Origin of the sequence: Candidatus Epulonipiscium viviparus (genome assembly GCF_030708075.1) — a bacterium.
In the GTDB taxonomy this organism is placed as follows: domain Bacteria; phylum Bacillota; class Clostridia; order Lachnospirales; family Cellulosilyticaceae; genus Epulonipiscioides; species Epulonipiscioides viviparus.
Genome location: NZ_CP117982.1, coordinates 462,333 through 484,693 on the forward strand (window position 1 = coordinate 462,333; position 22,361 = coordinate 484,693).

Sequence of the window (22,361 nt, forward strand, 5' to 3'; positions counted from 1 at the left end):
TATTTTTTTGCCTGCGTACACATTGTAGTTATGTTTTTATAAAAATTTGTTCATGACCACTTTAATTTTAAATTTATTTCTGCTATATTAAAAAAAAATACTGTAGCGAGGGCTACAAGATGATATTTAGGAGGTACAAATGAAAGAAAGATTAAGATTTAGTGCAATAGCGACGATGATGATATTTTTTGCAGCAATATTTTCGTTTGCAGATGCGCCGGAGGTATTTTATCAATCGGGATATGGTGCAATATTTTATATTCTGATGGCTGCGATGGCATTTTTCTTGCCATATGTCGCGATGCTAATAGAGTATGGTGCTGCATTTAAAAATGAGGGAATTTATAATTATTTGAAAAATATGATTGGAGAAAAGACGGCCTTTGTAGCGGTGGCGATGTGGTATATGGCATTTTTAATATGGATCACAAAACATTCGTTCGCAATATGGGAGCCGTTATCATATGCGTTTTATGGTCGAGATATTTCGCATACGGCAAGTGTTTTTGAGTTAGAAGGTTTGTCGGCAATGGGGATATTGGCAATAGCGTTGATTATAGGAATGAGTGCTCTGATACAATGTGGGGCAGCTAAGAAAATTGCGTTAGCTGGAGGATTTGCTGTTGTAATGTTAAATGCGGTTTTATTTAGCGGCGGTTTAGTATTGCTCATTGCAAATGAAGGAGTGCTGGCGAGTGGATTATCGGCCATTGCATTAAACCAAGATAGTACAGGTGTCGCGAGCTTATCATTATTAAATTTTGGAGTATGTATGTTTGCTGGAGCAGAGCTAGTGGTAGGCTTCGCACACAAAGACAAAGGAGCTGGAGTATTAATAGGAATGGGTGCGGCAGCGATATCGATAGTTGCGATGTATGTAGTCACAGTTTTGGCAATAGGAGTGTTTGTACACTGGGAAACTCTGATGAGCCAAGATATTACTATGGCGAACCTAGCGTATGTTATAATGGAAAATTTAGGATATATGATGGCGATAGGCGCAGGATATACAGAAGCCACGGCGGTAAAAGCGGGGATAATATTTTATAAATTTACAGGATTGAGTATGTTTATAATACAGCTGAGTGGATATATCATATTACTATACTCACCGCTAAAACAATTTGCATCGCACTTGCCACAGAGGGAGAATAATAAAAATAAAGTTCCTGCAAACGTATTGGCGTTACAGACGATGTTACTCATCATGATTATAGCGTTGGTTTGTATAAATGGAGAAGAGTACCTCGAATGGATGGTGTTGATGGCAGTAATTCCGACAACAGCGCCATCGTTTTTGCTAATTCTTATGTTTCCGTGGTTTAGAGCAAAAAAGAAAATAGTGAAGCCAGTAAAAGTATTTAAGAGAATAAATTCGATAGCAGTATTTAGCGCAATAGCACTGCTGATGGTGGTAGTAACAAATATGAGTTTTGTAGCGACATTAATAGATGAGCGATGTTATGCAGAAGGGATAGTTTCAATAATGGGACCGATACTTTTTGCAAGTATAGCAGGTTTTATATATTCGATATATGAGATAGGAAGCGTAAAAATAGAAAAAGGATACACAGAAGTACCCCTTTGTAAAGATTAAAAAGATTAATTTAAAAGAGAAGTGTTATCTGTTTCTATAGTAGAATTATTAGAAACAGAAGTAGGCACACTATCAATAGTGGAATCAGATATATCTGTTGAGGAGCTACTCATATTAGTGGCAGCCTCTAGTCTTTTGAGTTCGCGTTTGCGTTTAGTCATAAGACCGCCGATTCTACCAGTTTCTTTTGGTGTGAGACTTTTCCAACCATCCTGTTGAATTTTGTCTAACAGTCCTAACTCTTCAGCGATTTCAAGTTTCATTTTTTGATCCATTGGCAATGCGTCGAATAACTTTTCTTTAGTCGGCATTTTGTATACATCTCCTTTTAATAATATTTAAACTAAGTATGCATCTTTTTAACATATAATATACACCCTATCCCTACTTTTTTAAAAAAAAGTTTTGAATTTGAATAGTCGTGAGTTAGCCTGGCTATAATATAAAAGATATTATTCTATATGTATAATCTATGTCAAATTAGTGGACAATATTCCTAAATTATTTTGGAGTATAAATAGATTGTAGAAAAATGATACTATATGTCAAAAATCGATAAAAGAGTAAGGAGTAAAAAGATGAAAAGATATAATATTGCAGTAGTAGGAGCAACAGGAATGGTGGGGAGAACATTCCTAAAAGTACTAGAAGAAAGAAAATTGCCTATAAATAATTTTTACGTTTTTGCATCTGCTCGCTCGGCAGGGAGCACACTAAAATTTGATGGCAAAGAGTATACTGTTTTAGAACTAAACGAAAATAGTTTTAAGGATCATAAAATTGATATCGCGTTGTTTTCGGCAGGTGGAGGAACTAGCCTAAAATATTCACCTATAGCGGCAGAGAGTGGAGCAATTGTAATAGATAACAGCTCTGCATGGAGAATGGATCCAGCCGTACCGTTAGTGGTACCAGAAGTCAATCCAGAAGATATTTTAAAACATAGAGGAATTATAGCAAATCCTAATTGCTCAACAATTCAAGCTGTTGTGGCCCTAAAACCGCTTCATGAAGCATACCAAATTAAGAGAATAGTTTATACCACATTTCAGGCAGTATCAGGAGCTGGAATGGGAGGATATACAGATTTAGAAGCGGGGTTAAGAGGAGAAGCACCAAAGAAATTTCCGCACCCTATTGCAGGAAATTGTATTCCACATATAGATTACTTTATGGACAACGGCTACACTAAAGAAGAAATTAAAATGATAGAAGAAACTAGAAAAATTCTACACGACCAATCGCTAAAAATTACAGCAACAACAGTTAGGGTGCCAGTATTTAATTCACACAGCGAAAGCATCAATGTGGAGTTTTATAATACATTCGAACTAAAAAATTTGATAGATACTTTAAAAAATGGTGAAGGAGTCGTTATAGAAGATGATGTCGCAAAAGAGATCTATCCACTGGCGCTAAACGCAGCAGACAAAGATGAAGTGTTTGTGGGACGTATTAGACGAGATGAAAGCGTCGACAGCGGCGTAAATCTCTGGGTTGTTGCAGATAACATTAGAAAAGGTGCGGCGACAAATGCGGTTCAAATAGCTGAATGGATAATAGCAAATGATGTAATTAAGTAGACTACTCATAAAGATAGGAGTGTATATCAAATGATAAAGATTTTGATGCATGGATGCAATGGCAAGATTGGACGAGTAATCACCGAGCTTGCAAAGGACGCAGAGGGGCTAGAGATTGTTGCAGGAGTAGACATAAACCAGACCATTGCCAACGACTATCCCGTGTTTGCTGCGCTAGCAGAATGCGACAAAAACATAGATGTAATAATAGACTTCTCAACCGCGGCGGCAGTGAATGGAGTACTGGAGTTTGCTAAGGAGAAAAAAATTCCGGTTGTAGTGTGTACTACAGGATTGAGTGCGGAGCAAAAGGAGATGCTAGTACAAACGAGTGAATCTGTTGCTGTATTTTTTTCATCAAATATGTCTATAGGTGTTAATTTGTTAATAGAGCTAGCGAAAAGGGCAACAAAAGCACTGGTGCCGGAAGGATTTGATGTAGAGATAGTAGAAAAGCATCATAATCGAAAGATAGATGCGCCAAGCGGGACAGCATTGTCAATAGCAGAGGCGATTCAAGATGTCATAGATAAAGAATATGCCATAGTATTTGACAGATCTAAAGTTCGTCAAGCGCGAAACAAAAATGAGATAGGTGTCCACGCAGTTCGTGGTGGAACGATTGTGGGTGAGCATGATGTCATATATGCAGGAGTGGATGAAGTGATAACTCTGTCGCATTCAGCGAGCTCGCGAGACGTATTTGCAATAGGAGCATTGAGGGCGGCGAAGTACGTTGCTAATAAGGGAGCTGGACTATATAATATGGAAAATTTGCTAGGAAAAGAGTAGCTGCAAATAGGAGGGGTTAAATCCAATATAGGAAAGAAATAACCCCTAGATATTTAGAAAAATAATGTTATTGAAGAAATGATAAGCAGGCTGTAGGTTAGCTTTACAAAGAAGTCTTGATTCATTTTTTTATGTAGAATACCACCTATTATAAAAGCAACGAATAGCGGAACGAGTGATACAAGCGTCATACTGATAGTAGTAGGAGTAAACGCACCTCGCATTATATCTTGCGTTAATAGAATGCAGTTGAGCACAATCCAAGTAGGTGCAAGTGTTGAGCGAATCACTGCTTTATTCTTAAGCGTGCTTATAGCATAGATAACTAACAATGCACCTCCAGAAAGAAACATTCCGTGGATAACTCCAGCTGCAATAAGAATAATCACTCCTGCAATCGGACTGAGATGGCGAATTTGTTTGCCCCAAAGGCCGTTGATGGCAACGAGAAGTATGATGACGCCATAAATTTTAAGCAAGAAGTTGATATCTAACGTAGAGTAGAGGTAAACTCCTACTGCCATACCGATAATCATAAATATAAGAATTTTGACAAATTCTTTCACGTTGATATGTTTATGGTATCTAATAGTTGTGCCTGTCGCTAAGATTATGGCAATAACATTGAGAATAACTTTGGCTTCATCCGCGCCAATCAGCCGCATAGATATGGGCATTGCAAGCATTGTTCCAGCAAAGCCTGTGATTGCCTCTATTATGTTGGCCAAAAATACTATGATAAAAAATAAAATTTCATTCATTGGACAATTCTCCTTTAAAAACTTGTTATATGGTTTATTTAAAGAATCTCCCAGCATTGCTTGTTGTTCTAGGAGTAGCTTTATTGCTTAAGTATAGCATATACAATATCAATAATCTATATAAAAATGTAAAAAAATGCCAACATTTTAACATGTTGGCATAAGAAATAGGCTATTTTTTGTGTCTGCTGCGATATAATTGAACACTTTTGTAAGTATAAAAAGAGATAAGTGATACAGAAAGAACTATTGGTGTAGCAAGTAAAAATATTTTATTATCCGTTAGAGTATTTCGGTTTGCCCATAACACAACTCCGGTAAAAAGCCAAGCAAATCCCATACTGATTCCCATCAAATATTTTGAATAGGCTTTAGTTTTATCGCCAAACATGAGGCACCTCCTTAATTATGTATATTATATCACGAATTATTACGAGAAAATATATAACTGCCTAAAAATAATGTGTAAATTTTAGAAAATCAGTGTGGAAGACATGCAACCACAACTGATAGTTTTGTTATTTACGAATTGAGTTTATTGCGAATAAGATCTGCGACTTCTAATATTTCTGCATCAGAAGTTACATAGTTTGTGGGAGTGTTAAGCTTTACGCCATCATCAACATATCTAGGAATGATATGCAGATGAAAGTGAAATACAGCTTGGTTAGCCGCCTTACCATTGTTTTGAACTATATTAATTCCATCTGCGCAAAGGGTCTCCTTGATTGCTATAGAAAGCTTTTTGGCAAGGGGATAAATCTTGGCGGCAGCATCGTCGGATATATCAAAAATATTCGTACTATGGTCTTTTGGAATAATCAGTACATGTCCCTTTTGAGCGGGAAATTTGTCCATTATTACCTTAAAATCAGCGTCTTCATACACACAAAATGAGTGAATCTCGTTATCTACAATCTTACAAAAAATACATTCTTCCATTTCTAATACCATTTCCTTCCAAAATTTAGTTATACTCGCGACTGCTTCTAAAAATCTTATCCAGCTGCGGCAAAATTGCAAAGTTGCCCTTAACTTTAATTCGGCCAACCATAAATGCTTTTTGATAGCTTAGCGCTTTTGTAATCAGTTCATCAAATACGCTATCTAACATAGAAATCTCTACTGTATAATTATCGACAATTCCTTCGGCATATATACAATCACCATTCTGAATCGTAATATATCCAGATTCTTTAGTATCGTTGATGAGATACTGAATAATTGCTGCGAATCCACGGTCGTGTTGAGCCACGAAGTAGTGTGGCAAACTCGCGATTTTTTTTGGAGTGCGTGAATTTGGTTTTTGATACATTCCGGCTGGGGCCGTTGCAAAGGAGTTGTCGGGAATTTTACCTTTTAACATATTGGTGATTTCTTGAATTTCCTTTTCATCAGTAATATTTGTAGTATACGAAGCAGGTGCGCGAAATGTTGCTGTAGAAACAGGGACTGTTGTAGCCGAAGGTAAAGCTGTAGATACCTCAGTATATGAAATCGGCACTGTAGGTAAAGCAGCAGAAACTTCGGTATATTGAGCTGAAGTATTATACTGCGTAGGTGGAGCAGTAAAAGATGTTATTGCCGGAGCGGGAGCTGCCGCAAAAGAAGCCGACGTCGGAGCGGGAGCTGCCGTAAAAGAAGCCGACGCCGGAGCGGGAGCTGCCGTAAAAGAAGCCGACGCCGGAGCTGCCGCAAAAGAAACCGACGCCGGAGCGGGAGTTGCCGCAAAAGAAGCCGACGCCGGAGCAGGAGCTGCCGCAAAAGAAGCTGATGCATGTCCACCAATAGCCGTAGTATTGCGATTTAAAAATAGCATTCGTTCTGTAGAAACTATGTTAGCAATGCCCTGATTGATCAGTCTATAATAATTTTCCATCTGTTTTTCAACAACTTTTGAAATATCTTCTGCAGAAAGATAAAAATTGAGTGCAAGCGGATTAACATCAACACCGCCTAAAAATCGCCAGGCAGAGCTTATCAGTTGCGCGGCGTTTTCTTCGCCCCAAGTGTTACTATACGTGAGAGCAAGTAGGGGTTTGTTATAAACAATATCTTGATACACGCTTGCGTAGTTGAGAAAGGTTTGCATGGCACCGTGGATTCCTGTTAAATGAATATTAGAAAAAGCAACGATGCCGTTACATTCACCGATGGCGGCAAAGATCTGATCGCCCATAACGCTTTTGCCTCCAGAAAAATAAGGCAATATTTCGAGGTTGATCTCTTCTACTTCAGATTCGAGTTCTGCAAACACTCTTGCTATATTTTGTTTAATATTAAATAGTAAATCATCTTTTATATTGGCACATAGAAGTGCAATTTTCATGTTATACCTCCGTTTTGTTGTGGTCGCTACTTAATAGCTACTTACATTATACATCAAAATTTACTAATGACAATTAATAAAATGATACATAAAATCTAAGAACAATTAATGCTTCTTTATGTTTTCTTCACAACTTCTTTATATTATGGTAATGAATGGAAAATATTAATAATAAAGAGAGGTTTAGGATGAAGATATTACAAAAAGCTATGGCAGTATTTTTAGTGGCTTCTATTTTATCGGGCTGTAGTATGGCATCTGCAAATGCTGAAACAGAGGTAGAAGAGCCGATAGCCGCACCCGAAGAAGAATTAAAATTGTCGGTGCATACAGTAAAAGCAGTGCGAGGTGCGTTAGCACAAAGTGGAGAATTTGTAGGAACTCTGATGCCTAGCGAAGTTGCAAATATAATTTCGCCGGTGATGGGGTTTGTTGAAAATATTTATGTAGAAGATGGAGATTATGTAACTAGTGGACAATTACTATACACAATAGATGACGACAATGTTGTGGCACAAATAGATAGCGCAATGGTGGCGTTGGAGAGTTCGCAAAAATCTAAAGAGCAAGCGTTATTTAATGCGCGAAATGCTGTTACAAATCAGGAAATGTCAAAGGAAACCCTACTTCTAAATAGAGAGCAAACACTGTATAATGCAGAAAATACGATCAAAAATGCAGAGATTGCGTTGTCACAGTTAGAGTTAGGGTACATACAAGCATTGGAGCAAGCAGATACACAAATTAAGAATGCAAATTTACAATACGATTCTGCAGTTGCGGGATATGAGCTTCAGTTTGGCACTGCGGATGATATAAGCAATATGAATACAAACAAGCAGATAGAAGATTTGGAAAAAACGATAGAAGATACGCGTGATCAGATAGAAGACGCAGAAGAAGCTGCGGAAGATATTAAAGAAGCGCAAGAAGATTTAGAAGAATTGCTAGATGTAATGGAAGATCAGATGGACGATCAATATGCGTTACTAAATAGCGGAACATTGTCGCCTGAGATGTATGCGCAAGTAGATGCAAGTATACAAGCAACAAGAACGGAGATATTCAAGCAAGAGCAAACTTTGGATACTCTAGAGACAAATTATGAAAACGCACTAGAGGCAATAGATGACATAAGAGATACTGTGGTTGATCTCGAAGAAAATTTGGCATTTCAAAAAGAGGTAGTAAATTTGCAAAATACAAATCTAAAGGGTGAGCAAGTTAAGGCTCAATCATTATCAATTACACAGGCAGAAAATGCCATTGCGCAGGCAGAAGATGGAAGAAGAAAAACCATCGAATCATATGAAATGCAGATAAAACAAGCGAGAGATTCGGTACAAGCCGCAAAAGATGCAGCTGAATTTACTCGCAGATCGCTAGAAAATCAGATTAGCCAAACCGATACGGGATTAAAAACTTCGAGAGATACATTAAATATAACGGCCCAGATGTCGGATATGCAAATCAAGAATGCGCAAACTACAATAAACAATGCCAAAATACAACTGGATCAATATACAGTGGAAAGTCCAATTTCGGGAATCATAGAGAATATCACAATAATAGAAGATTCGATCACAACATCAAGTGCCGCATCGGCGACTGTATCAGACTACAAAACTATGGAAGTGCTTTTCTATGTAGGAACAGATCTGAAGAACTCAATGAAAATAGGGCAAGAAGTAAATTTTGAATTAGAAAGCAAAGTGTATCAGGCATACATATCTGAAATTTCAGACAATGCAGATCCACAAAATAAGTTGTTTAAAATTACGGCAACATTTAATCCTGCAACTAGGTTAGAAAATGGGGCAGCGGTGAGATTAACAACTGGTACATTTTCAGAAAACCAAACAATTATAATTCCGTATGATTGTCTCGTATTTTCGAATGGACTTGCATATGTATATAAAGTAGTAAACAACAGAGCCGTAAAAGTGCCCGTTGAAATAGGGCTATATACTGCAACGTCAGTATCGATACTTAGCGGCCTTGCTGCAGGAGATGAAGTGGTAACGACGTGGTCTGAAGGGCTAAGAGATGGGGTATTACTAGATACAAATACATAAAAATTAATTAAAATTTACTAAAGGGGGAGTTTTATGAATTTACTGACGGAGCTGTCGGTTAAACGGCCAGTGGGGGTTCTCACAGTGCTAATTACGCTCTTTATTTTTGCGTTTGATACACTGACGTCGTTTAAAATGGCCAGCATGCCGCAGATGGAAATGCCAATGTTTATATTGCAAACGGTATACGTAGGCGCAAATCCAGATACAATAGAAAAACTGGTAACCGAGCCGCTTTCAGAAGTTGGGCAGTTAGTTGAAGGTTTTGATTATGAAACCACGATATCGCAAGCAAATTTATCGATGGTTATATTTTATTTTGACTATGGCACAGATATGGATAAGGCATATACAGATCTTCAGCAAGAGATTGATCTAGTAGCCTTGCCAGAAGATGCGATGGACCCGGTGTTGATTCAGATGAGTATGGATTCTTCTACTATCGTGCAGCTTTCGGTTTCTAGTACGATTGGCGATGATATCACAAGTTTTATAAACGATACATTGGTTCCAGAATTGGAAACGTTAACTGGTGTTGCAGAAGTAGAAGTATACGGTGTAAACCCTGGGTATATAAGCATTCAGGTAGATGAAATTGCAATGGATCAATACGGAATTTCGATGTCTCAGGTTAATAACGCAATAGCGGGAGCGAAGTTTACAATTCCAGCAGGAGAAATAGAGCAAGGCACACAGATCATTAGCGTTTCTGCAATTGGAGAGTTGACGTCTTTGCCAGAAATAGCGAATGCGCCGATCGTCACTGCATCAGGAAATACAATAATTGTAGACGATGTTGCAGATGTGAAATACTTACAACAAAAGATGGACACAGCCAGCAGATATAACGGTACCGACAACTTGTCTATAACGGTAACAGGTACACAAGACGCAGATGTTCCAGCAGTGGCAGAAACAATATTAGCGTTGTGCGATGAGATAGTAGAAGATAATCCGACCATTAAAGTTGATGTAATGAGTAATGAAGGGCAATCGATAGTGGATATAATTATGTCGGTTGCAGAAACGCTGTTGATAGGTATTGCATGTTGCATGCTTGTACTGTTTATATTTTTTGGAGATATCAAAGCAAGTTTAATAGTGGGGAGCTCCATTCCTCTTTCGCTAATGATGGCATTGATAGCGATGGGAGTTAGTGGCTTTGAGCTAAACTCCATTACGGGAATAGCTCTGATTATAGCAATAGGAATGATTGTGGATAGCTCGATAGTCGTTTTGGAGAGTATGTTTTTGGCAAAAAGAGGTGATATCAGTTACGTTGATGCCGCAATTTCAGGCACTAAAACTGTGGGAGCATCGCTGGTAGCATCCACCATTACAACGATTGTTGTGTATCTGCCATTGGCAATGATGGAGGGATTGAGTGGGCAAATGTTTTCGCAGCTGGGATATACTATTGTCTACAATATGATAGCTTCCATAATTTCTGCAGTTACATTAGTACCGCTAGCATTTGTATTATTAAAGCCAAGGGAACGAAAAAAGCTGCCGATCAATTTGGTGATAAAATTTTTGGTAACGATCTATGAGTGGTTTGTGAGACATTTCGTTCGATGGAAGTTGCCGGCAGTAATCAATACGATCCTCATCGTAGCTGCGACAGGATTTATTGCAACACTAGTGAGAATGGAAATGATGCCTACAATAGACTCGGGATATTTCTCGGTTACAGCAGAGTTTAGACCAGGAACCAAAATGGAGATAATCTCAGAAGAAACAAAAGTGATAGAACAAATGTTAGAAGGAGACGAGAGAATCACTGATTATTATATGCGTGCTAGCGGAAATACAGCGACGATTGATGCGTATATAGTAGAAGGATACGAAACAGGAGATATTGTAAATGAGTATAAAATTGAATTGAACAAGTTGCCAAAAATGAGTATTGCCGTAGAAGCAGGATCGATCATGGGTGCAATGCCTGGAACAGTAGTTGCTGGAGAGCGAACATTTACAATTGAGAGTGTAATCTATGCAGATGTGGAAAGAGCGGCTAATGATATAACGTCAAGATTGTATGCGTATCCAGAAATTATGCGAGTAGACTCCTCTGTTGCAGAAGGAAAAACGCAGGCAGAGCTCAAGATTGATCCAATTAAAGCTGCCAGCTATGGGCTATCTGTTTCTGATGTTGCAATGCAGATGAGCATGTTAAACTCGGGATTAGATGCAGGAGATATAGATCTATCGGGCAATGAAGTAGAAATGAGAGTTGAGTACCCAGCCGATAAATACGATGAAATTGGTGAAATCTTAAATGTTAAGATAGCGACGCAGCGAGGGCAGATACCAATTAGCGATTTAGTAGATGTGGAGTTTAAAAGTGAAGCCCTCAGAATAGACCGTTCAAAAGGAAAGTATAATATTACGTTGACTGCCATATTTGATCAAACATATACAGAAAAAATTAATACAGTGATAGACGAATTTTTAACGGAAGACCTGGGTTCGGGGGTATCTATGACCGATGCGAATATGGATGATATGATAGCGGAGCTTATGGCATTGGGTCAAGCGATTTTGATAGGTACATTTTTGGTGTTTGCAGTAATGGCGATACAATTTGAGTCGTTTAGATTTTCGATTATGGTAATGATGAGTTTGGCATTTGGGGGAATTGGAGCATTTTCGTTATTATTTATAGTGGATGAAGCCTTGAGCATGACGAGTTTGATGGGGTTTTTGATGCTAGTGGGGCTTGCGGTAAATAATGGAATATTGTATGTGGACACAGTAAGACAGCTGAAGCAGGAGATGGACCTAATAGATGCGTTAGTGGAAGCGGGAAAATCTAGAATTAGACCAATATTTATGACAACGCTAACAACAATTTTGTCGATGCTACCAATTTTATTCGATGATGGCGAGGCATCGATGATGTTAAAAGCAATGGCGCTAGTAATAATCGGTGGACTAATTAGCTCAACCGTTTTAATTTTGGTTTTGATGCCAACATTCTATTTGATATTAGATAAAAAAGAGAAGAGAGGCAAAAAAGTTAGATACCAAACCGCTCAAGATCAGGATGAGTTGCAACTAGAAAGACAGCAGTTAGAGAAGGAGCAGTTTAAGATAGAATACGAGCGTGAAGAATTACTTAAGCAGCTTCAGCCACTAGAAAATGAAATATTACAAAATAAGGAAAGTCAGGAATTGCAAAACCGGGAGATGCAAAAGCTGCAAGAAGCGCAAGATCTAGCAGAGGAGCAAAGAGTTCAAGCGTGGCAAAAACTAAGGAGAGAGCAAGAAATGCAAGAAAGGCAGCGGCAGCAGGATCTTCAAGATGGGCAGGATTGGCAAGAGCAACATGAGCAACAAAGAGAGCAAGAACAACAAAAGATGGATGAGATGGAGGACTTGCACGAGCGCCAGAGGATACAAGATCAGCGAAAGAGGCGTGACCTAAAGGAATTGCTAGACATACGCAATACGCAAAAAATTAAAGAATTGCAAGATCTACAAAAGTCGAAGGAATATATTGAACAGGTACTGCAAAAGTTAAGCATCAGAGAGGAGAGGTTAAAGCAAATGGAAAAAGAGTTGCTAGAGAAAGAGAAAGCCGCGTTTGAAAAAACATGGAGAGTAGCATAAAACAAGGTAAAATGAAAGCCAGTAGCAGTTGCTACTGGCTCTTTTTTATTTTTGTTCACAAGTTTGATTGCCAACGGTACATGATGTTTTGCAAGCTGATTGACAAGAAGTTTGACATTCACCGCATCCGCCTTTTTGAACGCTTTTTTTAAAATTCTTAGTATTGAGTGTTTTGATATGCTTCACAGGAAATACCTCCTCATAGAATGATCTATAATCATTATATCATATTATAAAGTTTTTAAGAATAGAATTTTGAAATTTAATTTTTATTTATCTGTAGTCGATATTATATCTAAAGATTAAGAAAGGGTGATTATAATGAGAATTTTGATATGTGAGGATGAAAAACAGCTTGCAGATATTTTGGTCGCAATGCTACAGTATAATAACTATTCTGTGGACGTAGTTGGAGACGGAGTGAGTGCGGTAGACTACATAGAAACCGGAAATTATGATGGGGTAATATTAGACTTGATGATGCCAAAGTTAAATGGAATCGAGGTGCTCAAAAAAATTAGAACAGCAGGAATGAGTGTACCGGTTATCATTCTCAGTGCAAAATCTCAAATTGAAGATAAGATTGTGGGGCTAGACTGCGGTGCAAATGACTATTTGGCAAAGCCGTTTGATGCGGGTGAATTGTTGGCGAGAATTAGGGCGATGACGAGAAAAGCAACGCAAAATAATATATTTCTAATGATGGGCAACGCTACGCTGAATGTCGCAAATTTTGAGCTTGTAGTAGCAGACGGAAAAATAAAGTTACCTAATAAGGAGTTTCAAATTTTGGAGATGCTAATGTCGAGGAAGGACGCAGTGGTTTCGGTAGATAAGCTTGCTGAGCGCATTTGGGGATACGAAAACGAGGTAGATATTACAACGATATGGGTGTATATTTCTAATTTGAGAAAAAAGTTAGTAGCATTGAGTGCAACTGTTCAGATTAAAGTAGTGCGAGGCGTAGGATACAGAATGGAGGAAATTTAGATGGAAAAGATTTTGCGAAGACGCTTTATAATATCGAGTGTACGAATAGTTTTTACTGTGTTAGTTGTAATTTTGCTTGCTGTAAATGTAATAAACTATTTTCATTTAAAAGATCGGTTTAAAGCTATGATAGAAGTGGCAATGGTAAATAGGACAATGACGATGTCAACTATAAATGATCCGTTTGTATATATTTCAAGTGTATCGCAAGATATCACATATGCAGAACATTTTGAGGGGATGCTATATGATTTTGCCGTGGCGAGTGTAATAGCAGGATCGTTGGCATTTGTGGCAATAGCAATACTAATAGTAATAAATTCTAAACGAGTTGTTGCGGTGATAACAGAAGGCTATGAAAAGCAGAAACAATTTATTACGGGAGTAACGCATGAATTAAAGACACCATTAACAATTATAAAAGGAAATGCAGAAGTGATAGGCATGCAAAGCGGGCATACGATGTGGACCAAAAGCACTATTGAGCAAATAAATAGGTTAAATATGCTAATAGAGTATTTGATATCACTAACAAAATTGGAGGAATCGGGTGCGTTGCATAAGGCGAAATTTTCGCTCTCAGAATTGCTACAAGAAAACTGCTTATTTTTCGAAGGGATTGCAGCTAGCCGAGATAAGTATATAGAATATGAAGTTCAACCAGGCATTGATTATAACGGAGATATACAAAATATTGAGTTGTTGGTATCAATATTATTGGAAAACGCATTAAAATATAGTATAGAAAGAGGCAGAGTTAAGGTAGCGCTGCGATTGATTAAAAACAGACCAGTGTTGTACATATCAAATAGATCAGAAGATTTAGAAATAAGAAAGTATAACGAGTGGTTTGATAGATTTTATAGGGCAGATATCTCGAGAAATAGTAATAATAGCGGATTTGGGATAGGTCTTGCGATGGCAAAAACGATTGTCGAAAGACACAAAGGCAAAATTACGGCAGAGAGTTTGGATGGGCGAATCATTATAATAAAAATTATCTTTTAAACTTTAGGTTCAATTAAGGTTCACATTGTATAATCATTATAATGGTATATTTAAAGGAGAGATTTAAATGATATTTCGTGATAGCAATCTGCATGTAAATACTTTAAGAGTTAGCAATGTGGGGATGGACATAGAAAGTTTTGACGCAAACAAGTTGTCATTGCCAAAAACTAGCTTAGCAGAAGATATTATAGAAGTTGAAAATACACCCATTACTGATCAGCAGATAGCAGACGCTAGAAATATATTAATGTCCAAAAATGCTATTGGATTTTTTGAATATAAAGGAGAAGAGAACACAAATATGAAAGATGTATTAAGTCAATATAATAATACATCAAAGGCGCAAAAGGAGATTGTATTTGCAACAAAAAAATGGTCGTAAATTTTAAATTTTAGGAGTTTGGCGGAGTAAATTGTGGCACACTAATATTGAATATAATTTTAGGAGGACAATATTATGTATACAATAGATCTGCACACTCATTCAACTATGTCAGATGGGACATTAACACCGAGAGAGCTAGCTTTTTATGCTAAGGCAAAGGGGCTATTTGCTATCGCATTGACTGACCATGACACTACAGCGGGAATTGCTGAATGCATAAAAGCTGGAAATATGGTGGGGTTAAAAGTGATTCCAGGAATAGAAATTAGCTGTAAATACCACAAAATAGAGATTCACCTTTTAGGATATTATATAGATATAGAAAATCAAACATTACAAGATGTGATAGCAAAGATTTTAAACGAACGAAAAGCTCGTAATGTAAAAATGATAGAAAGGTTAACAGAGTTGGGATATCCTATAACAATGAAAGACCTAAACCCAAATAATGATGAAAACATGTCCATTACGAGAGGAAATGTTGCGGGAGTTTTGTTAGAAAAGGGATATTTTGCAAATAGAGAAGAAGTTTTTGAAAAATGTTTGCGCGTTGGGCAACCAGGATATGTAGAAAGAGAATTTATTGATTATAAGGAAGCGATAGCCGCGATAATGGCAGCTGGAGGAGTCGCGGTTATTGCGCATCCATATTTTTATAAGCTAAAAGATGTTACGATGGATCAATTTATTTTAGATTTAAAAAATGCAGGGCTCGCTGGAATAGAAACTATTTATCCGGAACATAGCAAAGAAAAAGAAAGAGAGTATTTAGAGTTATGTGAAAAGTATGGACTGTTTTTAACGGGTGGAACAGATTATCATGGCGATAATAAACCAAATCTCGATATAGGAAATGGTTTTGGAAAAACATCTGTACCAAAATTATATTTAGATGTGATGGAAAAGACAGTACATTTTATTAAAAAGTAATGAAATTATAATGTTATTTGAATTTTAGTTAAAAAATAAAAACAATTTAAAAATAAAAATAGTTTAAAAATATTAAAAGTTTAATTATGACCTATTATCTTTTTTAGATAAACGACCGATATAAAATTTAGTGGGAGATTGCACCACAAAAAATTATAGAAGGGAGTTTTTCATATGCAAATATCTAAGCAAGATTCGGTACAAGTTGAACGGTCAACAACTCAACAAAAGATGGAGTTTCAATCAGTAGAACAAAATGCGCCAGAGATTAAAGAAGTAAAGAAGCGACAGGATCAATCGAAAAATAATGAGCAAAATAATGATTCAATGCAACAACGACAAGAACGATTTATTAAGGCAGCAGAACAGGTGCTTTCTGAAGATGGAGAAAAAGTAAATTTACAATTTAGTGAATTAAGATTTGCGCAACATGAAAAAACAAATAGAATGGTCATTACAGTTGTGGATAGAGATACAGAAGAAGTAATTAGAGAAATACCATCAGAAAAAATTCTAGATATGGTAGCCCAAATGTGGGATGCGGCAGGATTGTTTGTGGATGAAAGCAGGTGATAAGAAATGGATATCGCACAAGTTTCGACTGGACTGAGTCAAATGAACATGAGCTCTCAAGTAAACATAAAAGTTGCTAAGATGGGCTTAGACCTAGCTCAGCAGACAGGGAATCAGATTACAGAAATGGTGAAATCTCTTGATATACCAGCTAATCCACAAGTTGGAAGCGTGGTTGATGTTCGGCTTTAGAAATATGATGGATGCGAGCTAATTCCGCATCCACTTTTTTTATTGCGAATAGAATTAAATTCAAAAAAGTGGTAAGAATAATGTTTGGAGGTATATGATATGGACACAAAAAAAAGATTGCTAAACGATTTATTGGATATAACGAGAAGCCAAAAAAAGTGTCTTGATGAAGATAATCAAGAAGAATTTTATAGGCTACTAAACATAAGGAAAAAGATATTATTGAAATACTTAAAGCAAGCAAGTATATCGCCACAAATGGATGATGAAGAAAGAGAGCTCAAAAAGAAAATTGCAATTTTGCATCAAATAAATACTGAGAGATTTGCGGAAAAGCTTGAAGAAGTAAAAAAAGAGCTGAGACGTTTGCGTGCTAGCAAGCAAAATACCAATAAATACAAAAATGCTTATAAATCAAACTACCAAGGAGGTCTATTTTTTGATAAAAGAAATGGATAAATTTATACTTTTGGATAAGCAAGTGCATGAAATTTTGGAAGTACTAAATCAAATTGAATCTATTATAAGCAATGAGGCCCAGATCTTAAGCTTAGATGATGAATCGGGAATGGATATGATAGAAGAAATGTCGCTAGTAAAAAAACGACTCACGGATGAGGTCGAATCTTTAGAAAAAGAGTTCGAAAAGCGATACTTCGAGATAAAACCATTTTTACATGACCCCGATAATTCTGAGCTGGTCAGATCATTACAAGGGTATATCAAAGAAGTTCTAGATTTAAAAACTATGATTATCATGCAAGAACAAAGCAATATGTCTCTAATTCAAAGACGACTCAAGAATAGATTGGGGCAAATGGAAATACCAAAATCACGTAGCAAAATTATTGACTCGTATAAGCAACATTAGTATTGCAAATTTTGCCATTATCTTGTAGAATAGCAGTAATTATTTGAAAGAATGGAGATTTTATGTATAAGATTTTATCAACAGACAATATGGCAAAAGCCGCGGAGTTTACCACTCCATATGGAGTAATACAAACGCCCTGCTTTATGAATGTCGCAACAGTGGCCGCTATTAAAGGAGCTCTTAGTAGTATAGATTTAAAAAATATCGGGACTCAGGTTGCTCTTTGTAACACATATCATTTGCACCTTAGGCCAACGGATACTGTAATTTATGAAATGGGTGGTCTCAACAAGTTTATGGCATGGGACGGTCCCATTTTAACAGATTCGGGAGGGTTTCAGGTTTTTTCGTTGGCTCATAGACGAAAAATTAAAGAAGAAGGAGTCTATTTTTCATCGCATATTAATGGGGACAAAATTTTTATGGGTCCAGAAGAGAGCATGCAAATTCAATCGAACCTAGCCTCCACTATTGCAATGGCTTTTGATGAATGTCCGCCAGCACTTGCGCAAAGAGAATATATCAACTCATCGGTGGAGCGAACAACTAGATGGTTGAACAGATGTATTGTAAAAATGAAAACCTTAAATAGCCAAGAGGAAACTATTAACAAAAAACAATTGCTATTTGGTATCAATCAAGGCGGAATTTGTGTCGATATAAGAATTAGTCATGCAAAAACGATATCAAATTTGGATTTGGATGGCTTTGCGATTGGAGGCTTGGCTGTTGGTGAGACGCACGAGCAGATGTATAATGTGCTAGATAATGTGGTAGAGTTTTTGCCTAAAAACAAACCCACGTATCTAATGGGCGTTGGAACACCTGAAAACATTTTAGAGGCAGTGGATAGGGGGGTAGATTTATTTGACTGCGTTTTGCCTGCTAGAAATGGGAGGCACGGTCATGTTTATACTAATGATGGAAAAATGAACTTACTAAATAAACAATACGAAAAAGATGAGCGACCGATTGGAGTAGATTGTAATTGCGAGGTTTGTAAAAATTTTTCGCGCGCATATGTTAGGCATTTGCTAAAGGCTAAAGAGATGTTAGGAATGCGTCTTTGTGTAATGCATAACCTATATTACTACAACAATTTGATGAGCGAAATAAGAACAGCAATTTTGAATAGATCGTTCAAGGAATATAAAAATAAGCGCCTTGATGGATATAGATTATAAATAAAATAATAGGAGGTGTTAATATGGGAGCAGGCATGGGTGTCGTTGGAATGGTTGTTTATATCGCATTCATCTTTGGAATCATGTGGCTGATTGTAGTGCGTCCACAGAAAAAACGCGAGCGTCAAATTGTTGAGATGCAAGCGCAAATTAAAGTGGGACAAACTGTTCTTCTAAGTAGTGGCATTTATGGTAAAGTGGTAGATATTATTAATGATTTATTTATTATTGAAATGGGTCTTAATAAAAGTGTAAGAGTTCCGGTCAAAAGAGATCAAGTAGCTGGTGTTGAAACTCCAAATCTTAAGATTGTAAAAGAAGTTGTGGCAGTGGAAACTATAGAAGTTGATGATGACACGGACGATGAAGAATACGACGACGAAGAATAAGATGTTTCTAATTTAAGCTGAAGTTAAGTCTTCAGCTTTTTGTGAATGGTTTTAACTAATATAAAAAATAATATCAAATATATCAGGATGGTGTACAATGGAAGTTAGGCAGAAGGGTGAAAAGCTAAAAAAAGCTAAGCATGAACTAGGATTATTAAATACTTCCCAAAAAAATCATGCATTATTAGAAATTAAAAATTCGTTGCTAAAAAATAAACGTATAATTTTAAATGCAAACAAGATCGATATTACAAATGCTGTAGAAGCGGGAATAAGCAAGGCGTTGATTGATCGATTAACTCTTACAGAAAACAGGCTTATTCAGATTGCAGATAGCATTGATACAATAATTAAGCTGACTGATCCTACAGGAGTCATTATGTCGGGTAAGATTTTGGAAAACGGAATGCAGTTGATTAAGAAGACCGTGCCGCTCGGAACTATTGCTATCATTTACGAAGCAAGACCAAACGTAACAATTGACGCGACAGTATTGGCAATAAAGTCTGGAAATGCAATATTATTGCGAGGAAGCTCTAGTACAATCAATTCGAATAAGGCTATTGTTGCAGCCATTAAAGAGGGGTTACGTAAATCTGATGTAACAGAGGACAGCTGTTTTTTGATTGAAAATACAAAGCGAGAGGTTGTTAAAGAAATCGTTACTGCAAATGAATTTATAGATCTAGTAATTCCTAGGGGTGGCGCAGAGCTAATTAAGATGGTCATTAAAACTGCGACAGTGCCCACTATAGAAACAGGAGTTGGAAATTGCCATATGTATGTAGATAGCGGAGCGGATCTAGATATGGCATATGCCATTTTGAACAATGGCAAGATGAGTCGTCCGTCGGTATGTAATTCATTGGAAACTTTACTAGTTCATCAAGATGTTGCAGAAGAATTTTTGAAGATGGCCTATAATAAATTAGGTGCAAAACTAGAGTTTAGAGGTTGCAAGAAAACTTGTGAAATTATTCCCGCAATACCGGCAACGATAGAAGATTTTGAACAAGAGTTTTTGGATTACATCATTGCGGTAAAAGTAGTTGATAGTATAGATGAGGCTATTGAACACATAACAGAATTTTCGTCGGGGCATTCGGAGTGTATCATAACCAACAATTTATTAGCATCTAACAAGTTTATAAAAGAAATTGATTCGGCGTGCGTATATGTAAATGCTTCTACTAGATTTAGCGATGGAGGCGAATTTGGCTTTGGAGCAGAGATGGGCATTAGTACTCAGAAAACTCATGCAAGAGGGCCGTTTAGTATTAATGAGCTCATTTCATATAAGTATATTATTACAGGAGATGGACAAGTTAGGCAATAAGGAGATGATAAAGCTATGCTAGCAAATGCGAAAAAGATTGTTATAAAGATTGGAAGTAACACGATTTCGAATTCTAAGGGATTTATCAACGAGCATTTTATCAAAAATTTATGCGAAGAAGTGGCCTTTCTAAAGCAGAAAGGTAAGGAAGTTGTGATCGTAACAAGCGGAGCAAAAATTTCGGGTATTTCTGCAATTAATAAATGGTCGCGTAAATCTGATATGAATTATAAGCAAGCATTGTGTGCAATTGGTCAGGTGCGCCTTCTAAATTCATATGATAAATACTTTGCAGAATATGGAATAAATATAGGACAAATTTTGCTTACCATGGACGATTTTTTGGTAGATGACAGAATTTTGAATATTCGCAATACGCTGTTTACATTAATTGACGAAGGTGTTGTTCCTATAATAAATGAAAACGACACGGTGTGTGTCAAGGAGCTAAAGATAGGAGATAACGATACTCTTGCCGCGCATACGGCAATGATTTGGAATGCAGACCTACTAATTATTTTGAGTGACATTGAGGGATTATATGATAAAAATCCAAAGGAATATGTTGATGCGAAGTTGATAGAAGTGGTTGCCAATATAGATGATATCGACGTGGATGAGGGCATTGCAAATGAATTTGGAACTGGTGGAATCAAGACAAAGCTGGATGCTGCAAGGATATGCAATAATTATGAAATCGATATGATACTAGCCAGTGGCAAAGAAGAAGACGTCTTGCTAAAGTTATATGAAAATAAGTTGGCGTGTACCTATTTTAAATCTAATTAAATTATCGTAAAAAAATATAAAAAATCTTAAATATAATAAATTGACATTGACTTAAAAGTCATTTAAAATGAAATGGACTATGATATTTACATCATAGTCCATTTTTGTTTTTAGGAGGAAGTCATGTATAACTTAACAGGTCAAGTTTGTGTAGTGGTCGGGGCATCATCGGGAATAGGAAAAGAAGTGGCATTAACATTAGCTAGGTATGGCGCAGTTGTTGTGCTATCTGCTAGAAGAACAGAAAAGCTATATGAAACAGCGGCTCAAATTAAAGCTGAAGGCGGAGAATGTGAAGTATTTCCGTGTGATTTTAGAGAGCCATATTCTGTGGAAGCATTAGTATCTGTAGTAAAAAATCATCGCAAAAAGATAGATTTATGGGTTAATGCTGCAGGGGCAAATAATGCGATGGGAATCACGTGGGATATAAGCTACGAAGACTGGCTTGGAGAAGTAGATGCTCTTTTGAAAACTTGTTATGTTGGAACAAAGTGTGCCATCAACGCTATGAAGGCTCAGGGCTTTGGAAGAATCATAAATTTCTCTGGAGGAGGAGTGTCTAAGCCAGAAGTATATAATAGCGCTTATGCTTGTTCTAAGACAGCGATTGTGCGCTTTACAGAGTGTGTAAATTTAGAATTGGAAGCGGAAAAGCTGCCTATAAAAATTTTTGCATTTGCTCCGGGACTTGTGAGAACGCAACGTAATATTGATTTGGTAAACAAACCAGAGACGAAAAAATTTATGCCGGGTATTATTGATAAAATTTTAAATGATACCGCAACACCGATAGAAAAACCTGCTAATTTTGTGGCCTTTATTGCAACAGGACAGGTGGATGGCTTATCTGGACATTTATTGTCGAGTCATATGGACAAAGAAAAATTAATACGCGAGATAGATAATATAAAAGCAAATAGTTTGCATAAAATTATGGTGAAATCATAGGAGAGCGG

At 36.9% G+C, this 22,361-nt stretch carries 23 protein-coding genes and 1 pseudogene; 18 read left to right on the forward strand and 6 right to left on the reverse strand.

The annotated features are described in order from the left end of the window. Window positions 1–139 precede the first annotated feature (139 nt). The gene (locus PCY70_RS01545; protein ID WP_305768180.1) at window positions 140–1,597 is read left to right on the forward strand and encodes an APC family permease; all 1,458 of its coding nucleotides are present in this window, start codon (window positions 140–142) and stop codon (window positions 1,595–1,597) included. Window positions 1,598–1,731: 134 nt separating this feature from the next. On the opposite strand, the pseudogene PCY70_RS13795 reads toward PCY70_RS01545, so the two are convergent. After that, window positions 1,732–1,908: pseudogene (locus tag PCY70_RS13795) on the reverse strand (small, acid-soluble spore protein, alpha/beta type); the annotation flags it as partial. A 267-nt stretch (window positions 1,909–2,175) separates the two neighbouring features. Here PCY70_RS13795 and PCY70_RS01555 point away from each other — a divergent pair. Both PCY70_RS01555 and dapB read left to right on the forward strand, forming a co-directional pair. Further along, the gene (locus tag PCY70_RS01555; protein ID WP_305768181.1) at window positions 2,176–3,180 is read left to right on the forward strand and encodes an aspartate-semialdehyde dehydrogenase; all 1,005 of its coding nucleotides are present in this window, start codon (window positions 2,176–2,178) and stop codon (window positions 3,178–3,180) included. 30 nt (window positions 3,181–3,210) lie between these two features. Next, a complete protein-coding gene (gene dapB / locus PCY70_RS01560) occupies window positions 3,211–3,972 on the forward strand; it encodes a 4-hydroxy-tetrahydrodipicolinate reductase (RefSeq protein ID WP_305768182.1) in 762 nt (253 codons plus the stop codon). Between the two features lie 53 nt (window positions 3,973–4,025). On the opposite strand, the gene PCY70_RS01565 is transcribed toward dapB, so the two are convergent. The 4 genes from PCY70_RS01565 to PCY70_RS01580 all read right to left on the reverse strand — a co-directional run bounded on the left by PCY70_RS01565 (window position 4,026) and on the right by PCY70_RS01580 (window position 7,062). Then, entirely contained in the window at window positions 4,026–4,733 is a 708-nt protein-coding gene (locus tag PCY70_RS01565; RefSeq protein WP_305768183.1) for a sulfite exporter TauE/SafE family protein, read from the reverse strand. Window positions 4,734–4,905: 172 nt separating this feature from the next. Beyond that, window positions 4,906–5,124, reverse strand: a complete 219-nt coding sequence (locus tag PCY70_RS01570; protein ID WP_305768184.1) for a hypothetical protein — start codon at window positions 5,122–5,124, stop codon at window positions 4,906–4,908. Window positions 5,125–5,255: 131 nt separating this feature from the next. Then, the gene (locus tag PCY70_RS01575; protein ID WP_010167985.1) at window positions 5,256–5,675 is read right to left on the reverse strand and encodes an HIT family protein; all 420 of its coding nucleotides are present in this window, start codon (window positions 5,673–5,675) and stop codon (window positions 5,256–5,258) included. Window positions 5,676–5,700: 25 nt separating this feature from the next. Next, entirely contained in the window at window positions 5,701–7,062 is a 1,362-nt protein-coding gene (locus PCY70_RS01580) for an SCP2 sterol-binding domain-containing protein (protein WP_305768185.1), read from the reverse strand. A 188-nt stretch (window positions 7,063–7,250) separates the two neighbouring features. Here PCY70_RS01580 and PCY70_RS01585 point away from each other — a divergent pair, with 188 nt between their 5' ends. Both PCY70_RS01585 and PCY70_RS01590 read left to right on the forward strand, forming a co-directional pair. Then, complete coding sequence (locus PCY70_RS01585; protein WP_305768186.1) at window positions 7,251–9,137, forward strand: efflux RND transporter periplasmic adaptor subunit; 1,887 nt, start codon at window positions 7,251–7,253, stop codon at window positions 9,135–9,137. A 33-nt stretch (window positions 9,138–9,170) separates the two neighbouring features. Beyond that, entirely contained in the window at window positions 9,171–12,749 is a 3,579-nt protein-coding gene (locus PCY70_RS01590) for an efflux RND transporter permease subunit (RefSeq protein ID WP_305768187.1), read from the forward strand. Window positions 12,750–12,794: 45 nt separating this feature from the next. On the opposite strand, the gene scfA is transcribed toward PCY70_RS01590, so the two are convergent. Then, window positions 12,795–12,935: a six-cysteine ranthipeptide SCIFF gene (gene scfA, locus PCY70_RS01595; RefSeq protein WP_010167991.1), complete on the reverse strand. Its 141-nt coding sequence runs from the start codon at window positions 12,933–12,935 to the stop codon at window positions 12,795–12,797. A 135-nt stretch (window positions 12,936–13,070) separates the two neighbouring features. Here scfA and PCY70_RS01600 point away from each other — a divergent pair, with 135 nt between their 5' ends. The 13 genes from PCY70_RS01600 to PCY70_RS01660 all read left to right on the forward strand — a co-directional run bounded on the left by PCY70_RS01600 (window position 13,071) and on the right by PCY70_RS01660 (window position 22,353). Then, window positions 13,071–13,739, forward strand: a complete 669-nt coding sequence (locus PCY70_RS01600; protein ID WP_010167992.1) for a response regulator transcription factor — start codon at window positions 13,071–13,073, stop codon at window positions 13,737–13,739. Then, the gene (locus PCY70_RS01605; protein WP_010167994.1) at window positions 13,740–14,747 is read left to right on the forward strand and encodes a sensor histidine kinase; all 1,008 of its coding nucleotides are present in this window, start codon (window positions 13,740–13,742) and stop codon (window positions 14,745–14,747) included. It begins immediately after the preceding gene. 67 nt (window positions 14,748–14,814) lie between these two features. After that, entirely contained in the window at window positions 14,815–15,132 is a 318-nt protein-coding gene (locus tag PCY70_RS01610; RefSeq protein ID WP_305768188.1) for a hypothetical protein, read from the forward strand. Window positions 15,133–15,207: 75 nt separating this feature from the next. Then, complete coding sequence (locus PCY70_RS01615) at window positions 15,208–16,065, forward strand: PHP domain-containing protein (RefSeq protein ID WP_010167998.1); 858 nt, start codon at window positions 15,208–15,210, stop codon at window positions 16,063–16,065. Between the two features lie 174 nt (window positions 16,066–16,239). Continuing rightward, complete coding sequence (locus tag PCY70_RS01620; protein ID WP_305768189.1) at window positions 16,240–16,638, forward strand: flagellar protein FlaG; 399 nt, start codon at window positions 16,240–16,242, stop codon at window positions 16,636–16,638. A 6-nt stretch (window positions 16,639–16,644) separates the two neighbouring features. After that, window positions 16,645–16,830, forward strand: a complete 186-nt coding sequence (locus PCY70_RS01625) for a YjfB family protein (RefSeq protein WP_305768190.1) — start codon at window positions 16,645–16,647, stop codon at window positions 16,828–16,830. A 99-nt stretch (window positions 16,831–16,929) separates the two neighbouring features. Beyond that, window positions 16,930–17,289, forward strand: a complete 360-nt coding sequence (locus tag PCY70_RS01630) for a hypothetical protein (protein WP_010168004.1) — start codon at window positions 16,930–16,932, stop codon at window positions 17,287–17,289. Then, a complete protein-coding gene (locus tag PCY70_RS01635) occupies window positions 17,270–17,701 on the forward strand; it encodes a hypothetical protein (RefSeq protein WP_305768191.1) in 432 nt (143 codons plus the stop codon). Before PCY70_RS01630 ends, PCY70_RS01635 begins: the two co-directional genes overlap by 20 nt. A gap of 62 nt (window positions 17,702–17,763) precedes the next feature. Beyond that, window positions 17,764–18,888, forward strand: coding sequence for a tRNA guanosine(34) transglycosylase Tgt (gene tgt, locus PCY70_RS01640; RefSeq protein ID WP_305768192.1), 1,125 nt, complete (start codon window positions 17,764–17,766; stop codon window positions 18,886–18,888). Between the two features lie 23 nt (window positions 18,889–18,911). Continuing rightward, complete coding sequence (yajC, locus tag PCY70_RS01645; RefSeq protein ID WP_305768193.1) at window positions 18,912–19,277, forward strand: preprotein translocase subunit YajC; 366 nt, start codon at window positions 18,912–18,914, stop codon at window positions 19,275–19,277. A 97-nt stretch (window positions 19,278–19,374) separates the two neighbouring features. After that, window positions 19,375–20,613, forward strand: a complete 1,239-nt coding sequence (locus PCY70_RS01650) for a glutamate-5-semialdehyde dehydrogenase (RefSeq protein ID WP_305768194.1) — start codon at window positions 19,375–19,377, stop codon at window positions 20,611–20,613. A 15-nt stretch (window positions 20,614–20,628) separates the two neighbouring features. Beyond that, entirely contained in the window at window positions 20,629–21,402 is a 774-nt protein-coding gene (gene proB / locus PCY70_RS01655; RefSeq protein WP_305768195.1) for a glutamate 5-kinase, read from the forward strand. A gap of 123 nt (window positions 21,403–21,525) precedes the next feature. Beyond that, window positions 21,526–22,353 carry an SDR family NAD(P)-dependent oxidoreductase gene (locus PCY70_RS01660; RefSeq protein ID WP_305768196.1) on the forward strand — a complete coding sequence of 276 codons (828 nt, stop codon included), beginning with the start codon at window positions 21,526–21,528 and terminating at the stop codon, window positions 22,351–22,353. The last annotated feature ends 8 nt before the right edge of the window (window positions 22,354–22,361 follow it).

Excerpts from the sequence above, each read along its gene's own strand:
- PCY70_RS01605 (WP_010167994.1), top strand. The coding sequence starts at position 13,740 with ATGGAAAAGATTTTGCGAAGACGCTTTATAATATCGAGTGTACGAATA.
- yajC (WP_305768193.1), top strand. The coding sequence starts at position 18,912 with ATGGGAGCAGGCATGGGTGTCGTTGGAATGGTTGTTTATATCGCATTC.
- PCY70_RS01575 (WP_010167985.1), bottom strand. The coding sequence starts at position 5,675 with ATGGAAGAATGTATTTTTTGTAAGATTGTAGATAACGAGATTCACTCA.
- PCY70_RS01580 (WP_305768185.1), bottom strand. The coding sequence starts at position 7,062 with ATGAAAATTGCACTTCTATGTGCCAATATAAAAGATGATTTACTATTT.
- PCY70_RS01545 (WP_305768180.1), top strand. The coding sequence starts at position 140 with ATGAAAGAAAGATTAAGATTTAGTGCAATAGCGACGATGATGATATTT.
- PCY70_RS01590 (WP_305768187.1), top strand. The coding sequence starts at position 9,171 with ATGAATTTACTGACGGAGCTGTCGGTTAAACGGCCAGTGGGGGTTCTC.
- PCY70_RS01615 (WP_010167998.1), top strand. The coding sequence starts at position 15,208 with ATGTATACAATAGATCTGCACACTCATTCAACTATGTCAGATGGGACA.
- PCY70_RS01630 (WP_010168004.1), top strand. The coding sequence starts at position 16,930 with ATGGACACAAAAAAAAGATTGCTAAACGATTTATTGGATATAACGAGA.
- PCY70_RS01570 (WP_305768184.1), bottom strand. The coding sequence starts at position 5,124 with ATGTTTGGCGATAAAACTAAAGCCTATTCAAAATATTTGATGGGAATC.
- PCY70_RS01660 (WP_305768196.1), top strand. The coding sequence starts at position 21,526 with ATGTATAACTTAACAGGTCAAGTTTGTGTAGTGGTCGGGGCATCATCG.
- PCY70_RS01565 (WP_305768183.1), bottom strand. The coding sequence starts at position 4,733 with ATGAATGAAATTTTATTTTTTATCATAGTATTTTTGGCCAACATAATA.
- tgt (WP_305768192.1), top strand. The coding sequence starts at position 17,764 with ATGTATAAGATTTTATCAACAGACAATATGGCAAAAGCCGCGGAGTTT.
- PCY70_RS01620 (WP_305768189.1), top strand. The coding sequence starts at position 16,240 with ATGCAAATATCTAAGCAAGATTCGGTACAAGTTGAACGGTCAACAACT.
- PCY70_RS01555 (WP_305768181.1), top strand. The coding sequence starts at position 2,176 with ATGAAAAGATATAATATTGCAGTAGTAGGAGCAACAGGAATGGTGGGG.
- PCY70_RS01585 (WP_305768186.1), top strand. The coding sequence starts at position 7,251 with ATGAAGATATTACAAAAAGCTATGGCAGTATTTTTAGTGGCTTCTATT.
- PCY70_RS01650 (WP_305768194.1), top strand. The coding sequence starts at position 19,375 with ATGGAAGTTAGGCAGAAGGGTGAAAAGCTAAAAAAAGCTAAGCATGAA.
- PCY70_RS01610 (WP_305768188.1), top strand. The coding sequence starts at position 14,815 with ATGATATTTCGTGATAGCAATCTGCATGTAAATACTTTAAGAGTTAGC.
- PCY70_RS01625 (WP_305768190.1), top strand. The coding sequence starts at position 16,645 with ATGGATATCGCACAAGTTTCGACTGGACTGAGTCAAATGAACATGAGC.
- dapB (WP_305768182.1), top strand. The coding sequence starts at position 3,211 with ATGATAAAGATTTTGATGCATGGATGCAATGGCAAGATTGGACGAGTA.
- PCY70_RS01600 (WP_010167992.1), top strand. The coding sequence starts at position 13,071 with ATGAGAATTTTGATATGTGAGGATGAAAAACAGCTTGCAGATATTTTG.
- proB (WP_305768195.1), top strand. The coding sequence starts at position 20,629 with ATGCTAGCAAATGCGAAAAAGATTGTTATAAAGATTGGAAGTAACACG.